The following is a 17,360-nucleotide window of genomic DNA, read 5'->3' on the forward strand; positions in this document are numbered from 1 at the left end:
GCGCACCGGCGGACTATCCGTGCTTCTGGATCAGCTTGTACGAGCGTTCATACCATTTTGAGCCGGGATAGTTCGAGCCGAGCACCGCCGCCGTACGGCGTGCCTCTTCGGGAATACCCAGCAGCAGGAAGCTCTCCACCATGCGGTGCAGCGCTTCCGGTGCGTGGCTGGTCGTGTCGTACCGTTCCACCACATTTTCGAACCGCTTGATGGCGGCGATATATTGCTGACGTTCCTGATAGAAGCGGCCGATCGTCATTTCCTTGCCCGCCAGATGGTCGTTCGCAAGGTCGATCTTTAGCCGCGCATCGGAGGCATAGCGTGTGTTCGGATAGCGCCGCGTCAGCTCGGTCAAGGCGTTGAGCGCCCGCAGCGTCGTCTGCTGGTCGCGCTCGACATCCTCGATCTGTTCATAATGAGAAAGCGCAATCAGATAATAGGCATAGGGCGCGTTCTTGTTACCGGGGTGCAGCGAGAGAAACCGCTGCGCGGCAGAGATGGAATCCTGATATTCCTGTGCCGTGTAATAGCTGAATGCGCTCATCAACTGTGCGCGGCGCGCCCATACCGAATAAGGGTGCTGGCGCTCGACCTCGTCAAATATGGCAGCGGCCTGACGGTAACGCCCCGCATCGAGGCTATCCTTACCAAAGGTGTAGAGGGTTGCCACATCGCGAGCGACATATTTGCGGTCAATGACGCCGTCCGCTGCGTTCTTGCCTGCGCAGGCGGACAGCGTGAGTGCGGCGGCAATCGTAATCGGCAGCGGATGCCTGAGGACGGAAAAGAGCTTCATGAGGTGTGCGTCTAACCTTTCATCCGGCATTCGCCAACCACCATCATACGCTGGCGCTCCTTTGCGTCACCCGCTAGGGAATAGGGGGCATGTTGCGCGTACTGACCCTCTCCACATTATATCCAAATGCGGTCCAGCCGGACCTGGGAAGCTTCTGCGCGCGTCAGACGGAGCGCCTGGCGGCAAGAGATGATGTGGAGGTGGAAGTGATCGCGCCCGTGGCTCGCTTTCCCATTCCCGTGCCAGGTGCGCCGTACAGCGCCCTTCGCGACATCCCCGAACGCGATGAACGCGGCGGCCTCAGCGTCCATCACCCGCGCTACGCGTCCGTGCCGTTCATCGGCTGGCGGTGGAATGCGAAGTCGCTGGCAAGGGCCGTCGTGCCACTTGCCCGTCAGCTGCATCAGGCAAATCCGTTCGACGTCATCGACTGCGAGTTTTTTTTCCCCGATTCCGTTGCCGCGCATGAAATCAGCCGCGCGCTCCATTTGCCCTACTCCATCAAGGCACGCGGCTCCGACATCCGCTATTGGGGGCGCAGGAACTTCACGCGCCGCCAGATGGTCGGAGCCGGTCGGCATTCGAACGGGATGCTGGCGGTCAGCCGGTCCTTGCGGACAGATATGAGCCGGATCGGCCTGTCGCTGGAACGCATCACCGTCCATTATACCGGTGTCGATCTGTCCCGCTTCGCCCCCGATAAATCCATCACCCGCGAGGCGGGGCTGCTTCTTGCCATTGGCAATCTTGTCCCCCTGAAACGACATCTGCTTCTTATCGAAATGATGGTGCACCTGCCCGAATATCGGCTTGAGATTCTGGGCGAGGGCCCGGAACGCGGCGCACTTGAAAGCGCGATCGAGACGTTCGGCGTGAGTGACCGCGTCACGTTGCTCGGTCGGCGCCCGCACGACGAACTCGCCCCGCGACTGGCCGCCGCCGAGGCGCTCGTGCACTCGTCCGAAAGCGAGGGCCTCGCCAATGTCTGGATCGAGGCCCTGGCCTGCGGCACGCCTGTCGTCACGACAAATGTCGGCGGTGCGGCAGAGGTGGTCACGCGCGATACCGGTGTGCTGGTGCCAGTCACGGCGACAGCGGCGCGGTTCGCCAGCGCGGTCAGGCAGCTTCGCAGCCGGCCCCGCAATATTCAGGCGATCAGGGCGGCCGCCGAACCTTTTTCGTGGGCGCGCAACACTGAAACGCTGTTCCAGCATCTCAATTCAATCCGCCAGACCGTTAAATAAGCGGCAGAATCAACGCCGCGACCTGACGGTCCTCCGCGACCAGTAGATTATAGGTTCTGGCCGCGGCCCGCGAATCCATCACCTCGGGGCCAAGGCCGCGGGCGCGCAGCTGCTCCAGCAGGGCAAGGGGCGGCCACGCCATCCGCGCGCCGCTGCCGATCAGCAGGACATCCCGCGCGGGATCGATGGCAAGGACGGCTTCGAAATCCGCCAGTTTCAGCGCTGACAGATCGGGAATATCGGCGGGCACAATGGCAGCCGGCCAGATCAGGAAAGCACCCGCCTGCGCGTCGCCGCCAACCACGAACATGTTTCCTCTGACCGCTTCGATCCGCTTTGCGCCTTCGGGTCCGTGGATTTCCTCAAACGCCATGATATCCAAAGCTGTCCTGCACCTTTATGGCCGCGTGGATACGCGTTCCGCGGCACCTGTGTCCTCTGGCAGGAAACTGTCCGGGCCGACGCCCAGCCAGATTAGAATCGGACCCGCGACATAAATGGACGAATAGGTCCCAACGATAATCCCGATCAGCATCGCAAGCGTGAAGCCGAACAGCGCTTCTCCGCCGTAGACGATCAGTGCGATCAGAGCGACGGCCATCGTCAATGACGTCATGACAGTGCGGGCAAGCATTTCGTTGACGGACAGGTCGACGAGCGGAATCATTTCCATTTTCCGGTACTTGCGCAAATTTTCGCGAATCCGGTCATAGTTCACGATGGTGTCGTTCAGCGAATAGCCGATGATCGTCAGCAGTGCGGCGATGATGTTGAGATTGAACTCCAGGCTCGTCCAGGCAAAGATACCAAGGGCAATCACCACATCATGGACGAGCGCGACGAGCGCCCCGACCCCGAACTGCCATTCGAAACGAACCCAGATAAAGATCGCCACGCCAATCATAGCCACGATCGCGGCGAGCGTACCGTCACGAATGAGCTCGCCGGAAACCTTGCCCGAAACCACGTCCTGGCTGCGCAGGCTTGCGTCTGGATATGCTTCCATGATCGCGCCCAGCACCTGGGCTTCAACGGCCTTCGCCGCGTCCGGATTGTCGTCTTCCTGCAAAGGGACGCGGATGGAGATGATTTCCGCAGAATCAATTTCCTGAATCGTCGCGCTGCCGATGCCGAGGGCGCCGATGCGGCTGCGGACATCATCGACATTGGCTGGCTGTTCAAAGCCGACTTCCATCTTCAGTCCGCCGGCAAAGTCGACGCCGTAGTTCAGGCCCCGGGTCGCGAGGCCAAAGATCGATAACGCAATCAGAATGAGCGTCACGCCAACGCCCACGAAACGCCAGCGAACAAAACCAATATTTGTATTATCAGGAACCAGCTTCACGAGTCTCATATCAGCAGCTCCTTGATCCGGCCCTCACGCCTGGAAAACCAGAAATAGGCGAACATGCGTGTGACCGTCACCGCGGTGAAAAGGCTGGTTACGATGCCGATCGTCAGCACCACGGCAAAACCCTTGATGGGGCCAGAACCGAGCCAGAACATGATGATCGCCGCGATGATATTGGTAACGTTCGCGTCGAAAATGGTTGTCGAGGCCTGCTCATAGCCGGTCTTCACCGCATCCATCACGCGCCGGCCCTTGCGCAGCTCTTCGCGGATGCGCTCGTTGATCAGCACATTGGCGTCGACCGCCGCACCGACGGTCAGAACGAAGCCCGCCAGTCCCGGCAGCGTCAGCGTTGCGCCAAGCAAACTCATCACGCCGACGATCAAGGTCATGTTCAGCGCGAGTGCGATACAGGAATAAATGCCGAACCGTCCGTAGGTGGCAACCATGAACAACATGACGAGCGCGACCGCCAGGATCGAGGAAAAGACGCCAGCGTCGATGGAATCCTGACCAAGATCGGGACCGACCGTCCGCTCTTCGATGACATTCAGTTCGACAGGCAGCCGGCCGGACCGGAGCAGGATCGCGAGTTCATTCGCGCTTTCGACGGTGAAATTGCCGGAAATCTGGCCGCTGCCGCCCAGGATCGGCGACCGAATGGTCGGTGCGGAAATGATGACGTCGTCGAGGATAATGGCAAAAGGCTTGCCCACATTCTGCTGTGTGACGCGCGCAAACCGGCGCGCGCCCGTCGCGTCGAAGTTGAAATTGACGATGGCCTGACCGCGATCGAAACTCTGCTGGGCATTGGTCAGCTGGTCGCCCGAAATAATCACGCGGCGTTTCACGGCCATGGGCTGGCCAATGTCCGCATTCATCAAAAGTTCGCTACCCGGAGGCGCGCGGCCCGACGCGATCTGCTGCGCGTCGGCGTCCACATCGACCATCTTGAATTCAAGCTTCGCGGTCTTCCCGAGAAGGTCCTTCAGTGCCTGTGGATCGTCAAGGCCCGGCACCTGGACGACGACGCGGTCGTCGCCTTCACGAATAATGGTCGGTTCACGGGTGCCGAGTTCGTCGATACGGCGGCGGATGACTTCCACCGCCTGTAGCATGGCGACATTCACGGCGTCCGCCTTGCCCTCAGGCGTCGGCGTGAACAGAAGACGGTTATCGTCCTCAACGGTGACATTATAATCGCGGGCACCGGTGACGCCAACAGCCTGGGTCAGCCCGCGTGCGATGTCGACGGCCTGGTCCACCCGCGCGGCATCGCGAACCATGAACCGAAGCCGGTCACCGCGCAGCGAAACGTCACCAATCGCGATTGCGCCGCCTTCGGCACGGCGCATCTCCACGCGGACATTGTCTTCAAGGCTTTCAAGGCGGGTTTCGAACAGGCTGTCGGAATTCGCTTCGAGCAGCAAGTGACTGCCACCACGAAGATCAAGGCCCAGGTTCATCTGCGCGCGCGGCGCCCATTCCGGCCAGGCACTAACCTGCTTTTCCGGAAACGCATTCGGCACGGCGAAGAAAATTCCCGCGGCCAGCAGGATGATGATCCCCCAGACCTTCGTTTTTGAAAAATCAAGCATCCGGGCGCACCCGTCTATGGCTCGCCAACATCAGTCGTTCGCTGCCTTTGGCATGCCGGGCTGACGGACCTCAGACAGCGTGCCTTTAACAACCTTGACGATGTTGCCATTGCCAAGGTCGACATCGATTTCCGTGTCGGAAACCTTCTTGACCTTGCCGATCAGTCCGCCCGCGGTAACCACAGTGTCGTTCTTCTTGACGCCGTCCACCATCGCGCGGTGCGCTTTCATGCGCTTTTGCTGTGGTCTGATGAGCAGAAAATAGAAGATCGGGATGATGAGAAGCAGCGGCATGATCGCATTGAGAAAGCCGCCGGTGCCGCCTGCGCCGCCCGCCTGCGCATATGCTGGAAAGGAAAACATCGTATATCTCTTGGCTGTGTGTGTGCGGGCGCTACTTAGGCGCGGGAACGAAGAGGTGCAATGCAAGTGACAGATGAGATCAATCTTGGCCGCATCGCGGATGCCCTTGAAAGACTGTCGCCGCCGCCGCGCCGCACCATATTAACGGGCGCGCGCGCTTATGTCTGGTCTGCCGAGGGGTTTCGCCCGGTTCAGCGGATGAACGCCATGCGTGTCGATACGTTTGCCGCCATCGATGACCAGCGGGATGCGTTTCTGGAAAATGTTCGGCGGCACGGCGCCGGCTTACCGGCACATGATACGCTCCTTTGGGGTGCCCGCGGCATGGGGAAAAGCGCGCTCGTCAGGGCCGCCGCCGCGCACATCGCCCTGCCGCTTGTTCAGGTTGAGGCCAACCGATTGACGGACCTGCCGGACATTTTCCGGCAACTTTCTGTGGTGCCGCGCCGCTTCCTTGTTTTCATCGACGATCTTGGCATCGACGACTATGCCGCGGCACGCGTGCTCCGCTCGATCCTCGATGGCGGTCTCGACGCCCGGCCGGACAATTGCTGCCTCGCGGTGACCGCCAATCGCCGCCACCTGGTCAGGCGCAAACTCGCCAGCGATGATGACCGGCAGGACGTTAATCCGCGCGACCGGGTGGATGACGAGCTTGCCCTGTCAGAGCGTTTCGGCCTCTCGCTCGGCTTCCATGCCTGTTCGCAGGAGGATTATCTTTCGATTTGCGAAAAACTAGCCGCCGAGGCCGGCGTCACTATCAGTGCCGCCGAAGCCGTCCGCTTCGCAACGGAGCGCGGCGCCCGCTCAGGCAGGGTTGCGCACCATTATATCACGGACGTCTCCGGACGAACGGCCTGATATCTTCATTCCGTCCGGGGCTAGCCATCGAGGGCGCGCCTCACCGCGCGCGCAAGGGCATCCACCTGATAGGGCTTCCGCAGCAGCTCCGCCGGTGGGTTCAGCCGCGCGGCATCGACACCCGCGGCCTGGGTATAGCCGCTCGTGTAAAGCAGCTTCAGTTCCGGTATTTTCGCAAGCGCCGTGCGGGCAAGCTCCTCGCCAGACAGGTCCGGCATCACGATATCGGTGAACAACAACGCGGCGACCGGCTGCTCTTCCAGTGCGGTTAACGCTTCGCTGGCCGACGATGCGTGCCGCACGACGTAGCCAAGGTCTCGCAGGACATCGACCGTCAACGCGCGCAGCTGCGCCTCATCCTCGACGACGAGGATCGTTTCGCTTTCACGCGCTTCAGGCAGTTCCTGCTCCATATCCGGTTGGGCATATCCGGCGTCCGCGCCGGTAACGGCCTTGCCCTCGGGCAGGAGGAGATCGATGCGCGACCCCTCGCCGGGCTTGGAGAAAATCTCGATCGATCCGCCCGACTGCAACACGAAGCCCTGCACCTGACTAAGCCCCAGGCCGGTTCCCTTCCCCACCGGCTTTGTGGTGAAGAACGGTTCATATACCTTGGCAAGAACATCGGGGGGCATACCTTCACCGGTATCCGCAACCGATATCTTGGCGTAAGTTCCGGCCTGAAGTGATTGACCAAAGGAAATCTTTTCACGTTCGAGCACATATTTCTCGGTCGAAACCGTCAGCACGCCGCCCTTTGGCATCGCATCGCGCGCATTGGCGGCAAGATTGATCAGTACATTCTCAAGTTCGGCGGCATCCGCGAATACGTGCGGCGTATCCTCATGCAGGTCTATCTCGATATGCACCGTCTCGGTCAGCGTCCTGGTGAGGAATTCCTCCATTCCGAGCACCAGTGCGTTCGGATCGATCGCTTCCGGTTTCAGGCTTTGCTGCCTTGAAAACGCGAGCAGCCTTGCTGTCAGCGTCGCGGCCCTGTCGGCGCCTTCATGGGCGTTGTCGATCAGTTTGTGCAGCTTCGGCTGGTCCTTTGTGCGGCGGCGCAGCAGGTCGAGGCTGCCAATGACGACGGCCAGCATATTGTTGAAATCATGCGCAATGCCCCCCGTCAGCTGTCCGACCGCCTCCATACGCTGCGCCTGCCGCAGGCGATTTTCCGCACTTTCGCGTGACTGCGCCTCCGCAATCAGACGCTCATTCGCGTCAACCAGCTCCCGCGTGCGCGCGACGACGGCCTCCTCCAACGCCTCATTTTCTTCCTCCACCACCAATTCGCGGCGCAGTGCGCGTCTGGCGCGGATCAGAAGCGCGGCGACACCGATCAGCGCCAGGAAGGCGACAATCAACAGGGCAAGGCCAAGTTTCGCCAGTTCCGCGATCGAACTTGCAAGCTCCCGCTCTGATTTCTGGACTGCCGTGCCCCGCTCGGCGAGCTGAAGCTGCTCCTCTTCGCGAAGCTCCGTCATAATGTCGCGAATGTCGATCATCAGGCGGCGGCCATAGCCCGAGGCGATTTCCCGTTCCGCCCGCGATTGCTGTCCCGCCTCGATCATTTTCACGACTTCGGCCATCTCCTGCACCTTCAGGTCGGAGATACGGCGCAGGACCATGACCCGCGCAGCCTGTGTCTCGCTCTTCGCCGCCAGATCATCCAACTCAGCCAGACGCGGCGCCACAAGGGAAACATTGTCGCGATAAGGTTCAAGAAATTCCGGATTTTGCGTAAGCGCATAGCCGCGCTGTCCGCGTTCCGCGTCCTGTAGGGCGTTATAGACACCCTCCGCCGCCATAATCGTCTGATAGCTTTCCGCATATAGGTCGGCGGCACGCATGCGCGCACTGTCGTCACCGATCGTTTGGCGGTATCCTGCAGCCGCCAGAAGGGCGATACCGACAAGGGCGGCAGCCAGTATCCCCAGGACAAGGGCCCAGACCCAGAGCCGCTCAGTACCCCGTCGTTCACGCTCACCTGCCATACATAGTGATTATCAGGTGACGCGTAAGACGCAAAGGTGGACTTCAAGACGTTTTATATCAATATTATTCTTATATTCGCAATTTAATAATAAATTAAACGGTTGTAACGCAATGCAATGCTCGGTATCAGCGGTTTCGCATTGTAAGGACCCTCTCCCATGTCAGAGCCCCGCGCTTCGGGTGCGCACAATCTGGTTCGCGCCCTCATCGACCTTGGTGTCGACACCGTCTTTGGTTACCCGGGCGGTGCGGTGCTGCCGATTTACGATATTCTTCATGAACATAAGCAAATCCGGCATATTCTCGTGCGGCATGAGCAGGCGGCGCTGCACGCGGCGGAGGGTTACGCGAGAGCCACCGGAAAATGCGGCGTCGCGCTGGTGACATCCGGTCCCGGCGCGACGAATACAGTGACGGGACTCACCGATGCGATGATGGATTCGATCCCCGTCGTTGTCATTACGGGTCAGGTCGCGACTCACCTGATCGGCACCGACGCGTTTCAGGAATGTGATACCGTCGGCATCACGCGGCACTGTTCGAAATATAATTATCTGGTGAAGACGCCCGAACGCCTTGGCGATGTGGTTCACGAGGCTTTTCGCATCGCCACGACCGGACGTCCGGGACCCGTGGTTATCGACCTTCCGAAGGACGTGCAGGTTGCAGAGGCCCCTTACCGCGCCAATGAGACCCGCCATGCCGGCTACGACCCGCAGATCAAGGGCGATATCGACCTCATTCGCCAGGCAGTGGAATTATTGGCCAAGGCGGAACGCCCGATCATCTATTCGGGCGGCGGCGTCATCAATTCCGGCAGGGGCGCCAGCCAATTGCTGCGCGACCTGCAGCGTGTTACGGGTGCCCCTGTGACCTCGACCCTGATGGGCCTGGGTGCGTTTCCGTCCGAACATAAGGACTGGCTCGGCATGCTCGGCATGCATGGCACCTACGAGGCCAATATGGCCATGAACCAGTGTGACGTCATGCTGTGCGTCGGCGCACGCTTCGACGACCGCGTGACGGGGCTGGTCGAGGCGTTCTCGCCCACCTCCACGAAGATTCACATCGATATAGACAGATCCAGCATCAACAAGAACATCCGCGTGGATCTTGGCATTATAGGTGATGTCGGTCACGTGCTTGAGGATATGCTGAAGATCTGGCGTGCCGCCGGACATAAGGCGCCGGATCAGGAAGAATGGCAGCGTCGTATCAAGGGCTGGCGCGCGACGGGGTGCCTGGAATACGGCCAGCCCGAAAGCGGCGGTATCATGCCCCAGCACGCCGTCTCGCGGCTGCATGCGCTTACGGCAAGGCGGCAGCCGATCATCACCACCGAAGTCGGTCAGCATCAGATGTGGGCCGCGCAATATATCGGTTTCGAGGCACCGAACAAATGGCTGACCTCTGGCGGTCTCGGGACCATGGGATACGGGCTGCCCGCCGCGATCGGTGCGCAGCTCGGCATGCCCAAAGCGCTCGTTATCGACGTTGCCGGCGAAGCGTCCATCCAGATGAACATTCAGGAACTGGCGACCTGCACACAATACCGTCTGCCCGTGAAAGTGTTCGTCCTGAACAACGAATATATGGGCATGGTTCGCCAATGGCAGGAAATCACATATGAAAGCCGATATTCAAACAGTTATTCCGACAGTCTGCCAGACTTTGTGAAGCTGGCCGAGGCATATGGCTGGAAAGGCATTCGTATTGAGGATGTATCCGAACTCGATGCCGGTATCGAGGAGATGCTCGCGCATGATGGCCCTGTGTTTGTCGACTGCCTCGTCGAAAAGCTTGAAAACTGTTTCCCAATGATCCCTTCGGGTGCGGCGCATACCGAGATGATCTTCTCAACGGACGAAATGCTCGGCACGGTTGAAAAGGGTGCGGAGGCGCTGGTCTGATGGTCATTGATGAAACACCCCTTCCGCATACGCTGACCGTGACTCTGGATAATGAGCCGGGTGCCCTCGCCCGTATTGTCGGACTGTTCTCCGCGCGCGGCTATAATATCGAAAGCCTGACCGTCGCGGATATCAGCGAGGGTCATGATGTCAGCCGCATCACGATCGTAACGACGGGCACGCAGCATGTGATCGAGCAGATCATGGCGCAGCTGGAAAAACTGATCCCTGTCCACAAGGTGAGCGACCTCAGCGTAGGCGGTGTCCATGTCGAGCGCGAAATGGCACTGGTGAAAGTCGCCGGCATAGGCGACGACCGGCTGGAGGCGATGCGTCTGGCCGAGATCTACCGGGCACGCGTCGTCGATGCGACGATGGACAGTTTCATCTTTGAAATCACGGGCGCGGCGGAGAAGGTCGACCAGTTCATCGCCCTGATGCGCCAGATCGGCCTCGTCGAAATCGGCAAGTCGGGCATCGTCGCGATTTCACGCGGGAACGACGCGGGTTAAGACGCCGCTGACGCTTGCCTCGATCCGAACCGAACTACCGAAATTTATAAGGGAAATCATCAATATGAAAGTCTATTATGACAGCGATGCCGACATCGGCCTCGTCAAGGGCAAGAAGATCGCCATCATCGGCTATGGCAGCCAGGGTCATGCGCATGCAATGAATCTGCGCGATTCCGGCGTTGCCGATGTCGCGGTCGCGCTTCGCGAGGGGTCCGCCACCGCAAAAAAGGCAGAGGGCGCTGGCTTCCAGGTAATGACCAATGCCGACGCCGCCAAATGGGCGGACATCATCATGATGCTTGCCCCCGATGAACATCAGGCGGGCATCTATAATGACCATCTGCATGCCAATATGAAGGAGGGCGCTGCGCTCGCCTTCGCCCATGGTCTCAATATTCACTTCGGCCTCATCGAGCCGCGCGCCGATCTCGACATCATCATGATCGCGCCAAAAGGGCCCGGTCACACCGTTCGCGGCGAGTATCAGAAAGGCGGCGGCGTCCCCTGCCTGATGGCGGTCGAGCAGGACGCGTCCGGCAACGCCCACGATCTTTGCCTCAGCTATGCGAGTGCCATTGGCGGCGGCCGTTCCGGCATTATCGAGACGAACTTCCGCGAGGAATGCGAAACCGATCTGTTCGGTGAGCAGGCGGTGCTGTGCGGCGGCGTCACGCAGCTCGTCATGGCGGGTTTCGAAACGCTTACCGAGGCGGGCTATGCGCCTGAAATGGCCTATTTCGAATGCCTGCATGAGGTGAAGCTGATCGTCGATCTGATGTATGAAGGCGGCATCGCCAATATGCGCTACTCGATCTCCAACACCGCAGAATATGGCGATTACAAGACCGGCCCGCGTATCATTACCCCGGAAACAAAGGCGGAGATGGCGCGCGTTCTGGACGATATCCAGTCAGGACGTTTTGTAAAAGACTTCATCAGCGACAACCGCGTCGGCAATCCGGAAATGAAGGCGGCCCGCAAGCGCCAGGCCGCTCATCCGATTGAGAAGGTCGGAGCGAAGCTGCGTGCGATGATGCCGTGGATCGGTAAGAACAAGCTGGTCGACAAGGACGTCAACTAAGGCTGTTGTCGTGGCCGTTATCGATCCGGTCAATCCGGCTCGATAACGGCCATTTCCCATGTCCTAATTTACGAACGACACCTGCGTTCCGGCAGATACGGCGTCAGCAAGCTTTCGCGCGTCCCAATTCGTCAGCCGGACACAGCCATGGCTGGCGGTTTTGCCGATGGTCGAAGGGTTCGGCGTCCCGTGAATGCCGTAGGTATCCTTGGTCAGGTCTATCCATACGCCGCCGACGGGATTGTTCGGACCGGCAGCCAAGGTGAGATTCTGATCCGGCCCCCAATTCGGGTTTGCCTCTGGGTCGAAATAGTATTTCGCCTCTGGCGCGACCGCACGTACCTCCATCTTGCCATCTGGCGACGGCATGTCGGAAGACCCCACTGTCGCTGGAAAAGCAGTGATGAGCTTGCCGTCCGCATCATAAACACGCAGCCTGTTTTCCGAACGGGAAATCTCAAGCAGGGCGATCTCGCCGGTCAAGGGCGCGGTGCTCTTTCGAACGACCGTTATTGTTTCCCCCGCCTTGGAAAAATCAGCGTCGGGGTTCAGTTTTTTAAGAAGGTCGATGTCCATGTGATACCGCTCGGCGAACATCTCTTCAGCGCTCTCATAGCCAAGATGATCAAGCTCGGCCTGCGCCTCCATACCATCCGGTATCGAGCTGAAAGATTGCGACGCGTCTTCGGTACTGACCTGGATTTCCTGAAGAAGGGGTGCCTGATCGGCAGACCTCAGGGCATTCAGCAGCGCCTGATCGGTGGTCCCATCGACCGTCATGCCATTGGCTTTTTGCCAGTCGCGGACCGCGGCCTTGGTGTTTCCGCCACCAAAGCCGTCGATGACACCCGGAGAAAAGCCGGCCCTGCCGAGCAGGATCTGCACCGACAGGTCCTGCGCGCTGACGCCTGCCGCCTTGGCCTTCTGGGAAAAATCGTCCTGAGAGACGGTATCAGCGCTTTCGGTATCTGCTGCGGAACCGGACGTAGAACCGGACTTGGCGCGGGACGTGTCCTGCGCTTCCTGCGCTGACACGGGAACAGCTGCACATATGCCCGCCGCTGCAATAAGGGTGATAAAGGCACGTGCCATGGGACAATCCAGTTCGTTATATGTTCGCAGGGGGTCTACGCGTCACTGCGATTTACGTTCCTCTTGAGCGGGATGGGCTCGCCCCCTAGGCGTGGCTTTATGCGCATCGTCACAGCGATTTACGGACAAGGCCGTGGCGGTTCGGAACGGGCCGCGATGCGTCTTGTCAGAGGCTGGCGCGCTGCTGGTCACGATGTGGACTGTATCGGTGAGCGGGGCGATGGAAAGGCGCGCCCTTACGCGCTGGCGGCAAGGATCGCGCGCGCCTGTGGTGCAGCCCCGACCGATGTGCTGTTCGCGCCGGGTCAAACATATGCTGTCCCATTTGCATTGAGCCGCGTGCGCACCGGCAACGCGCCGCCGCTCGTCACCAAGATCAGCAATATGCCCGAAGCGGGCCTGCGCGGGGCCGCAGGGCGATTTTGGCTGGGACAGCAACGCCGCTGGACAAATGTCTTCGTCGCGCCTGATGAAATGAGCCGAAATGCACTGGCACGGGCAATGCCCGCATTGGCGCCGCGTCTCATCGCCATCGCAAATCCTGCCGCGGACGAGCCGCACCTGCGCGCACTTCGAAAGATTCGCGGGCCTGATGCCGATGGTTTGAACCTGCTGGCCATAGGCAGGCTGGTTCGACAAAAAAATTTCGCGCTGCTGATAAGGGCGTTCGCGCAGATCATGCAGCCCGGCGATCGACTCACGATCCTTGGCGACGGACCTGAAAAAGCCCGTTTGTCGGCCCTGGCGCGGCGACTTTCCGTGGACATTGACCTACCCGGTCACCAGATCGACGTTACCCCATGGATCGCGCGCGCGACCGCCTTTGCAAGTTCGAGCGAATTCGAAGGACTACCTGCGGTTCTTGTTGAGGCGATGGCCGCGGGACTGCCCATTGCGGCAACCGATAGCAGTCCTGCCATTGGTACCTTATTGCGAAACGGTGAACTTGGTATTCTCGTGTCGGATGGCAGCGTGCCTGCTTTTGCATCGGCGCTGACGCGCTTGCGCGATTTCACGCCGAACCAGGAAAAAATGTACGACGCGGCGTGCACCTTTACAGGTGAACGGGCCGCCCCGGCCTATCTCGCCCTGTTCGAAAGCCTTGCGAATTCGGCGGGACACGCCAATGCGAACCGATGACGTCCCCGGTCACGACTTTCGCACCTGCTGACGCGGCTGCACTCACCTCAAAGGCGAGGGGGTGGCAGCGCTGGCTTGCGCTCGCCTTCTCGGCGATATTGCTGCTTGTCATCCTGTTCGAACTTCGCGAGGGCGAGCTGGACGATCTGGTGGCGGCATTGCCAAATGCGGTGCCCTTCTACGCCGCTTTTGCGGTCAGCTATCTTGCCCTCCCCATGTTCGACTGGCTGATCTACCGCCGTCTTTGGGGCCTGCCGCTTGCCAGTCTGACACCGCTTATCAAGAAGCGCGTCGCGAACGATGTCATGTTCGGATATTCAGGCGAGGCCTATTTCTATCTGTGGCTGCGCGAACGGCCCGGTCTTGCTGAAGCGCCGCTGCGCACGATCAAGGATGTCTCCATCCTCTCCGCCCTGGCCGGCAATGCGATGACGCTACTGCTCCTGATCTGGGCCTGGCCAATGCTGACGGACCTGACCCTGACCATGGACCCGCGGCTGCTGCTCGGTTCCGGTGCCGTGGTGATCGCGATCAGCTTCGCGATCCTGCTGTTCGGCAAGAAGATATTCTACCTGAGCATGCCGGACCTCCGCGCCAGCTTCGGCCTGCACATGGTTCGCAGCGCGACATCGACATTCTTTCTGGCCATGGCATGGTATTTTGCCCTGCCGGATGTCGGTATCGGCTATTGGGTCATGTTCGCGGCGCTCAGAATGGTGATAAACCGCCTGCCGCTCATCCCGTCAAAGGACCTTCTTTTCGCCGCCGCCGCCATGGTATTGACCGATCAGGGCAGTGCCATGGGCGCCGTCGTCGCGATGAGCGCGGGACTGTTTCTCGCCGCCAATCTGCTCGTTGGCATCCTGTTGACGGGCACCGATTTCATCGGCCGCCGCCGCCGCTAGGGCCGGGCCGCGACATCCGACATGCGCATCGCCGATATATGCGAATTCTATTCCCCCGAAGGCGGCGGCGTGAAAACCTATGTCCACGCGCGCTGGAAGGCAGCTGCCGCGCGAGGACACCAGATCTCCATCATCGCCCCGTCCGCACATGACAGGGTGACGAAGGTGGAAGGCGGGGCACTCGTCGAGGTCAAGGCCCCCCGGCACCCCATAGATCCCCGCTACCATATCTTCTGGGGCACAGCGCGCGTGCACGCCGCGCTCGGCCGCATCTCCCCCGACCTGATCGAGGCCAGCTCACCGTGGCGCGGGGGCTGGCTGGCGGCATCCTATCCCGGTGATATCCCAAAGACCCTGTTCATGCACGAAGAACCCGTCATGAAATGGGCATATGGTCTGTTCGACCGCTGGGCGTCCCGTCAAACCATCGACACACGCCTGACACCCTGGTTCTGGCGCCACCTGAAGCGGTTATATGCCCAGTTCGATCATCTCGTCTGCGCAGCGCCCAGCGTCGCCAAACGACTGAACGCCGCTGGCATATCGAACACCCTCACAATTCCGATGGGCGTTGAAGACGGAGTGTTTTCAGCCCGTCATCGCGACACCGAATTGCGGGGCGGGCTTCTGGAGCGGATGGGCCTGCCAGAGACTGCGCTTCTTCTTATCGGCATTGGCAGGCTTACGGGAGAGAAACGCTGGCCCGTGATCATGGATGCGGTAAATATCGCCGCGCGCGATGTACCACTGGGTCTTGTCATCCTTGGCGGCGGCCATGCGCATGACACGGTGCGCAGTGAAGTGGAGCGCAATCGCCACATGACGTTGCAGCCACCCATTCCCGGACGCCGCGAATATGCGCGGTTCATCGCCAGCGCGGATGTTTTCATTCATGCCAGCAATGCGGAAACCTTTGGCCTCGCGGCGGCCGAAGCGCGCGCCAGCGGCCTGCGGATGATCCTGCCTGATGAGGGCGCGGTCGCCGATCTTGCGGAAGCGCATGTCGATCTGACGTACCGAGCGAAGGACAGCGCCGAAGCCGCTGTCAAAATCCTGCAGGAACATGCCCGCTTCACGCGGGAAGGCGCCGGGCGGCCGCCTTGTGCTGTGCGCACATTGGATCAACACTTTACAGATATTTTTGCTGAATATAAGAAGCTTAGGCTTTGAAATTCCCTTCCCGCACAAAGCAGGAGCCGCCTTTGCTCTTTAGTGCTGCGCAAAGCAGCTTCGCGTCTCCGGCGGTCTCGAAGCGGCCTACGGACAACCGGTAATAGTCGCGGCCATCGATATTGGTGCGTGATTTGACCGGGCGATACCGGGCCAGGAATCCGTTCCGGGTTTTCAGGACCTGCCAATTGTCCTCGACCCATTCCAGCCGGTCGTACGCCCCCAGTTGGACCAGCCAGCTTCCGTCGCCGGATTCAGGCAGCGTCGGCGTATCATCGACCATGGCGGTCGGCGAAATGGCGGTAGCGGTTTCCTCCTCCTGAGGCGCTTCTGGATCGCTTGCCAGCTCGGCTTTATCGATTGGCGCGCGCGGTGCGACTTTCAGCGGAGCGGCCGCATTGATCACGTCCGGGCGCGGTTCCATAGGGACCGATGTGCGCACGACAGAGGCCGGCGCAGCGGTGGCGACGGTTCTGATTTTTGTTTCCGAAGCGGGGCCGACCGCGTCATCAGTCGCGGCCAGCTGAACCGTCATATCGTCGGCGGGAGGCGACCAGGCCAATTGTACCGGACGTCCAATGTCCATCGCGGCGGGCGTGATTTTCATGAGCCCGGCAGTGCGCCATGCGGTGTCATCACTGACCGCGAGGGCAGCCCACTCGCCCACGCGTGCATCGACTTCGGTTGGCGAAAGATCCATGGCGGCGGTTACCCGCGCCGCATTCCATTCCCCTGACAATGCCTGCGCGAGAGCGAGATTCTGTCGCTCGCGCGCATTCGATGTGCCGGACTGAACTGCCGCCTTCAGCATCGCGGTGCCCTTGGTCATGTCGCCCAGCAGAACATAGGCAAGCCCAACATCGCCCTGCCGCCCGGGATCGTCTTCCAGGTCTTTCAAGAGCGCGCGCGCGCGATATTCGTTACCATTGGCCAGCGCGGTAAGGGCAGCGCCAAATTTGTACGTTTGCGCGGATGGGTTCATCGCCAGCAGGTCAGCATAAGCCTGCGCGGCGGACTGGAACCGCCCGGCCGCGAAATAACTTGTGGCCAGCGTCCGGCGCGCGCCCTCATCATTGGTATCGAGCGCGATGGCCTGTTCCGCGAGTTGAATTGCCGACGCAAGATGACCTGCCAGCCGCGCCGCTTCAGCTTCAGCCGCGAATCGATCGTTCATCTTCGCGGCTCGTGATGACGCCTGCTCTATCAGTGCCCGTGTATGCACGGCATTGTTTAGCGTTACGACCGGACTTGCCTGACCGGTCGCGCAGGCTGTGACAAGAAGGCCGCCGGTGGCAATGATAGTCCTGTGCGCGAGCTTAGCCCCGATGCTGAACAT

The 17,360-nt window shown here is 60.4% G+C and carries 16 protein-coding genes; 8 read left to right on the top strand and 8 right to left on the bottom strand.

What is annotated here, in order from left to right:
- Positions 1-13: 13 nt before the first annotated feature.
- The gene (locus KCG44_RS08100; RefSeq protein WP_218445479.1) at positions 14-796 is read right to left on the bottom strand and encodes an outer membrane protein assembly factor BamD; all 783 of its coding nucleotides are present in this window, start codon (positions 794-796) and stop codon (positions 14-16) included.
- Positions 797-885: 89 nt separating this feature from the next.
- Here KCG44_RS08100 and KCG44_RS08105 point away from each other — a divergent pair, with 89 nt between their 5' ends.
- Positions 886-2,040, top strand: coding sequence for a glycosyltransferase (locus KCG44_RS08105; protein ID WP_218445480.1), 1,155 nt, complete (start codon positions 886-888; stop codon positions 2,038-2,040).
- On the opposite strand, the gene KCG44_RS08110 is transcribed toward KCG44_RS08105, so the two are convergent.
- The 4 genes from KCG44_RS08110 to yajC are packed head-to-tail and all read right to left on the bottom strand — an operon-like array spanning position 2,033 to position 5,352.
- Positions 2,033-2,413, bottom strand: a complete 381-nt coding sequence (locus tag KCG44_RS08110) for an Mth938-like domain-containing protein (protein ID WP_218445482.1) — start codon at positions 2,411-2,413, stop codon at positions 2,033-2,035. The genes KCG44_RS08105 and KCG44_RS08110 overlap by 8 nt on opposite strands.
- Positions 2,414-2,437: 24 nt before the next feature.
- A complete protein-coding gene (secF, locus tag KCG44_RS08115; RefSeq protein WP_218445483.1) occupies positions 2,438-3,394 on the bottom strand; it encodes a protein translocase subunit SecF in 957 nt (318 codons plus the stop codon).
- Positions 3,391-4,989, bottom strand: a complete 1,599-nt coding sequence (secD, locus tag KCG44_RS08120; RefSeq protein WP_218445484.1) for a protein translocase subunit SecD — start codon at positions 4,987-4,989, stop codon at positions 3,391-3,393. Before secD ends, secF begins: the two co-directional genes overlap by 4 nt.
- Before the next feature lie 30 nt (positions 4,990-5,019).
- A complete protein-coding gene (gene yajC / locus KCG44_RS08125; RefSeq protein WP_218445485.1) occupies positions 5,020-5,352 on the bottom strand; it encodes a preprotein translocase subunit YajC in 333 nt (110 codons plus the stop codon).
- A gap of 60 nt (positions 5,353-5,412) precedes the next feature.
- On the opposite strand from yajC, the gene KCG44_RS08130 reads away from it, so the two are divergent.
- Positions 5,413-6,213, top strand: coding sequence for a DUF815 domain-containing protein (locus KCG44_RS08130; protein ID WP_218445486.1), 801 nt, complete (start codon positions 5,413-5,415; stop codon positions 6,211-6,213).
- Between the two features lie 20 nt (positions 6,214-6,233).
- Here KCG44_RS08130 and KCG44_RS08135 read toward each other — a convergent pair whose 3' ends face one another.
- Positions 6,234-8,210: a CHASE3 domain-containing protein gene (locus KCG44_RS08135; RefSeq protein WP_218445487.1), complete on the bottom strand. Its 1,977-nt coding sequence runs from the start codon at positions 8,208-8,210 to the stop codon at positions 6,234-6,236.
- A 159-nt stretch (positions 8,211-8,369) separates the two neighbouring features.
- On the opposite strand from KCG44_RS08135, the gene ilvB reads away from it, so the two are divergent.
- The 3 genes from ilvB to ilvC all read left to right on the top strand — a co-directional run bounded on the left by ilvB (position 8,370) and on the right by ilvC (position 11,717).
- Positions 8,370-10,121, top strand: coding sequence for a biosynthetic-type acetolactate synthase large subunit (gene ilvB, locus KCG44_RS08140; RefSeq protein ID WP_218445489.1), 1,752 nt, complete (start codon positions 8,370-8,372; stop codon positions 10,119-10,121).
- Positions 10,121-10,633 (top strand): acetolactate synthase small subunit, encoded by a 513-nt coding sequence (gene ilvN, locus KCG44_RS08145; protein ID WP_218445490.1) that lies wholly within the window; start codon positions 10,121-10,123, stop codon positions 10,631-10,633. Before ilvB ends, ilvN begins: the two co-directional genes overlap by 1 nt.
- Before the next feature lie 64 nt (positions 10,634-10,697).
- A complete protein-coding gene (gene ilvC, locus KCG44_RS08150; RefSeq protein ID WP_218445491.1) occupies positions 10,698-11,717 on the top strand; it encodes a ketol-acid reductoisomerase in 1,020 nt (339 codons plus the stop codon).
- Positions 11,718-11,780: 63 nt separating this feature from the next.
- On the opposite strand, the gene KCG44_RS08155 is transcribed toward ilvC, so the two are convergent.
- A complete protein-coding gene (locus KCG44_RS08155; RefSeq protein ID WP_218445492.1) occupies positions 11,781-12,809 on the bottom strand; it encodes a L,D-transpeptidase family protein in 1,029 nt (342 codons plus the stop codon).
- A 99-nt stretch (positions 12,810-12,908) separates the two neighbouring features.
- Between KCG44_RS08155 and KCG44_RS08160 the strand changes: the two genes are divergently transcribed.
- Genes KCG44_RS08160 through KCG44_RS08170 form a run of 3 tightly spaced genes read left to right on the top strand, consistent with a single transcriptional unit; the run spans position 12,909 to position 16,024 of the window.
- On the top strand, positions 12,909-13,949 hold the full coding sequence (locus KCG44_RS08160; RefSeq protein WP_218445493.1) for a glycosyltransferase: 1,041 nt from the start codon (positions 12,909-12,911) through the stop codon (positions 13,947-13,949).
- The gene (locus KCG44_RS08165) at positions 13,946-14,854 is read left to right on the top strand and encodes a hypothetical protein (protein WP_218445494.1); all 909 of its coding nucleotides are present in this window, start codon (positions 13,946-13,948) and stop codon (positions 14,852-14,854) included. Before KCG44_RS08160 ends, KCG44_RS08165 begins: the two co-directional genes overlap by 4 nt.
- 21 nt (positions 14,855-14,875) lie before the next feature.
- A complete protein-coding gene (locus KCG44_RS08170; RefSeq protein WP_218445496.1) occupies positions 14,876-16,024 on the top strand; it encodes a glycosyltransferase in 1,149 nt (382 codons plus the stop codon).
- Here the strand turns inward: KCG44_RS08170 and KCG44_RS08175 are convergent.
- Positions 16,014-17,360 carry an SPOR domain-containing protein gene (locus KCG44_RS08175; protein WP_218445497.1) on the bottom strand — a complete coding sequence of 449 codons (1,347 nt, stop codon included), beginning with the start codon at positions 17,358-17,360 and terminating at the stop codon, positions 16,014-16,016. The genes KCG44_RS08170 and KCG44_RS08175 overlap by 11 nt on opposite strands.

The sequence above is a fragment of the Pacificimonas pallii genome (assembly GCF_019204005.1).
GTDB classification, from domain to species: Bacteria; Pseudomonadota; Alphaproteobacteria; order Sphingomonadales; family Sphingomonadaceae; genus Pacificimonas; species Pacificimonas pallii.

Excerpts from the sequence above, each read along its gene's own strand:
- KCG44_RS08110 (WP_218445482.1), bottom strand. The coding sequence starts at position 2,413 with ATGGCGTTTGAGGAAATCCACGGACCCGAAGGCGCAAAGCGGATCGAA.
- ilvC (WP_218445491.1), top strand. The coding sequence starts at position 10,698 with ATGAAAGTCTATTATGACAGCGATGCCGACATCGGCCTCGTCAAGGGC.
- KCG44_RS08135 (WP_218445487.1), bottom strand. The coding sequence starts at position 8,210 with ATGGCAGGTGAGCGTGAACGACGGGGTACTGAGCGGCTCTGGGTCTGG.
- KCG44_RS08160 (WP_218445493.1), top strand. The coding sequence starts at position 12,909 with ATGCGCATCGTCACAGCGATTTACGGACAAGGCCGTGGCGGTTCGGAA.
- KCG44_RS08175 (WP_218445497.1), bottom strand. The coding sequence starts at position 17,360 with ATGTTCAGCATCGGGGCTAAGCTCGCGCACAGGACTATCATTGCCACC.
- KCG44_RS08155 (WP_218445492.1), bottom strand. The coding sequence starts at position 12,809 with ATGGCACGTGCCTTTATCACCCTTATTGCAGCGGCGGGCATATGTGCA.
- KCG44_RS08165 (WP_218445494.1), top strand. The coding sequence starts at position 13,946 with ATGACGTCCCCGGTCACGACTTTCGCACCTGCTGACGCGGCTGCACTC.
- KCG44_RS08100 (WP_218445479.1), bottom strand. The coding sequence starts at position 796 with ATGAAGCTCTTTTCCGTCCTCAGGCATCCGCTGCCGATTACGATTGCC.
- ilvN (WP_218445490.1), top strand. The coding sequence starts at position 10,121 with ATGGTCATTGATGAAACACCCCTTCCGCATACGCTGACCGTGACTCTG.
- secF (WP_218445483.1), bottom strand. The coding sequence starts at position 3,394 with ATGAGACTCGTGAAGCTGGTTCCTGATAATACAAATATTGGTTTTGTT.
- KCG44_RS08130 (WP_218445486.1), top strand. The coding sequence starts at position 5,413 with ATGCAAGTGACAGATGAGATCAATCTTGGCCGCATCGCGGATGCCCTT.
- KCG44_RS08105 (WP_218445480.1), top strand. The coding sequence starts at position 886 with ATGTTGCGCGTACTGACCCTCTCCACATTATATCCAAATGCGGTCCAG.
- ilvB (WP_218445489.1), top strand. The coding sequence starts at position 8,370 with ATGTCAGAGCCCCGCGCTTCGGGTGCGCACAATCTGGTTCGCGCCCTC.
- secD (WP_218445484.1), bottom strand. The coding sequence starts at position 4,989 with ATGCTTGATTTTTCAAAAACGAAGGTCTGGGGGATCATCATCCTGCTG.
- yajC (WP_218445485.1), bottom strand. The coding sequence starts at position 5,352 with ATGTTTTCCTTTCCAGCATATGCGCAGGCGGGCGGCGCAGGCGGCACC.
- KCG44_RS08170 (WP_218445496.1), top strand. The coding sequence starts at position 14,876 with ATGCGCATCGCCGATATATGCGAATTCTATTCCCCCGAAGGCGGCGGC.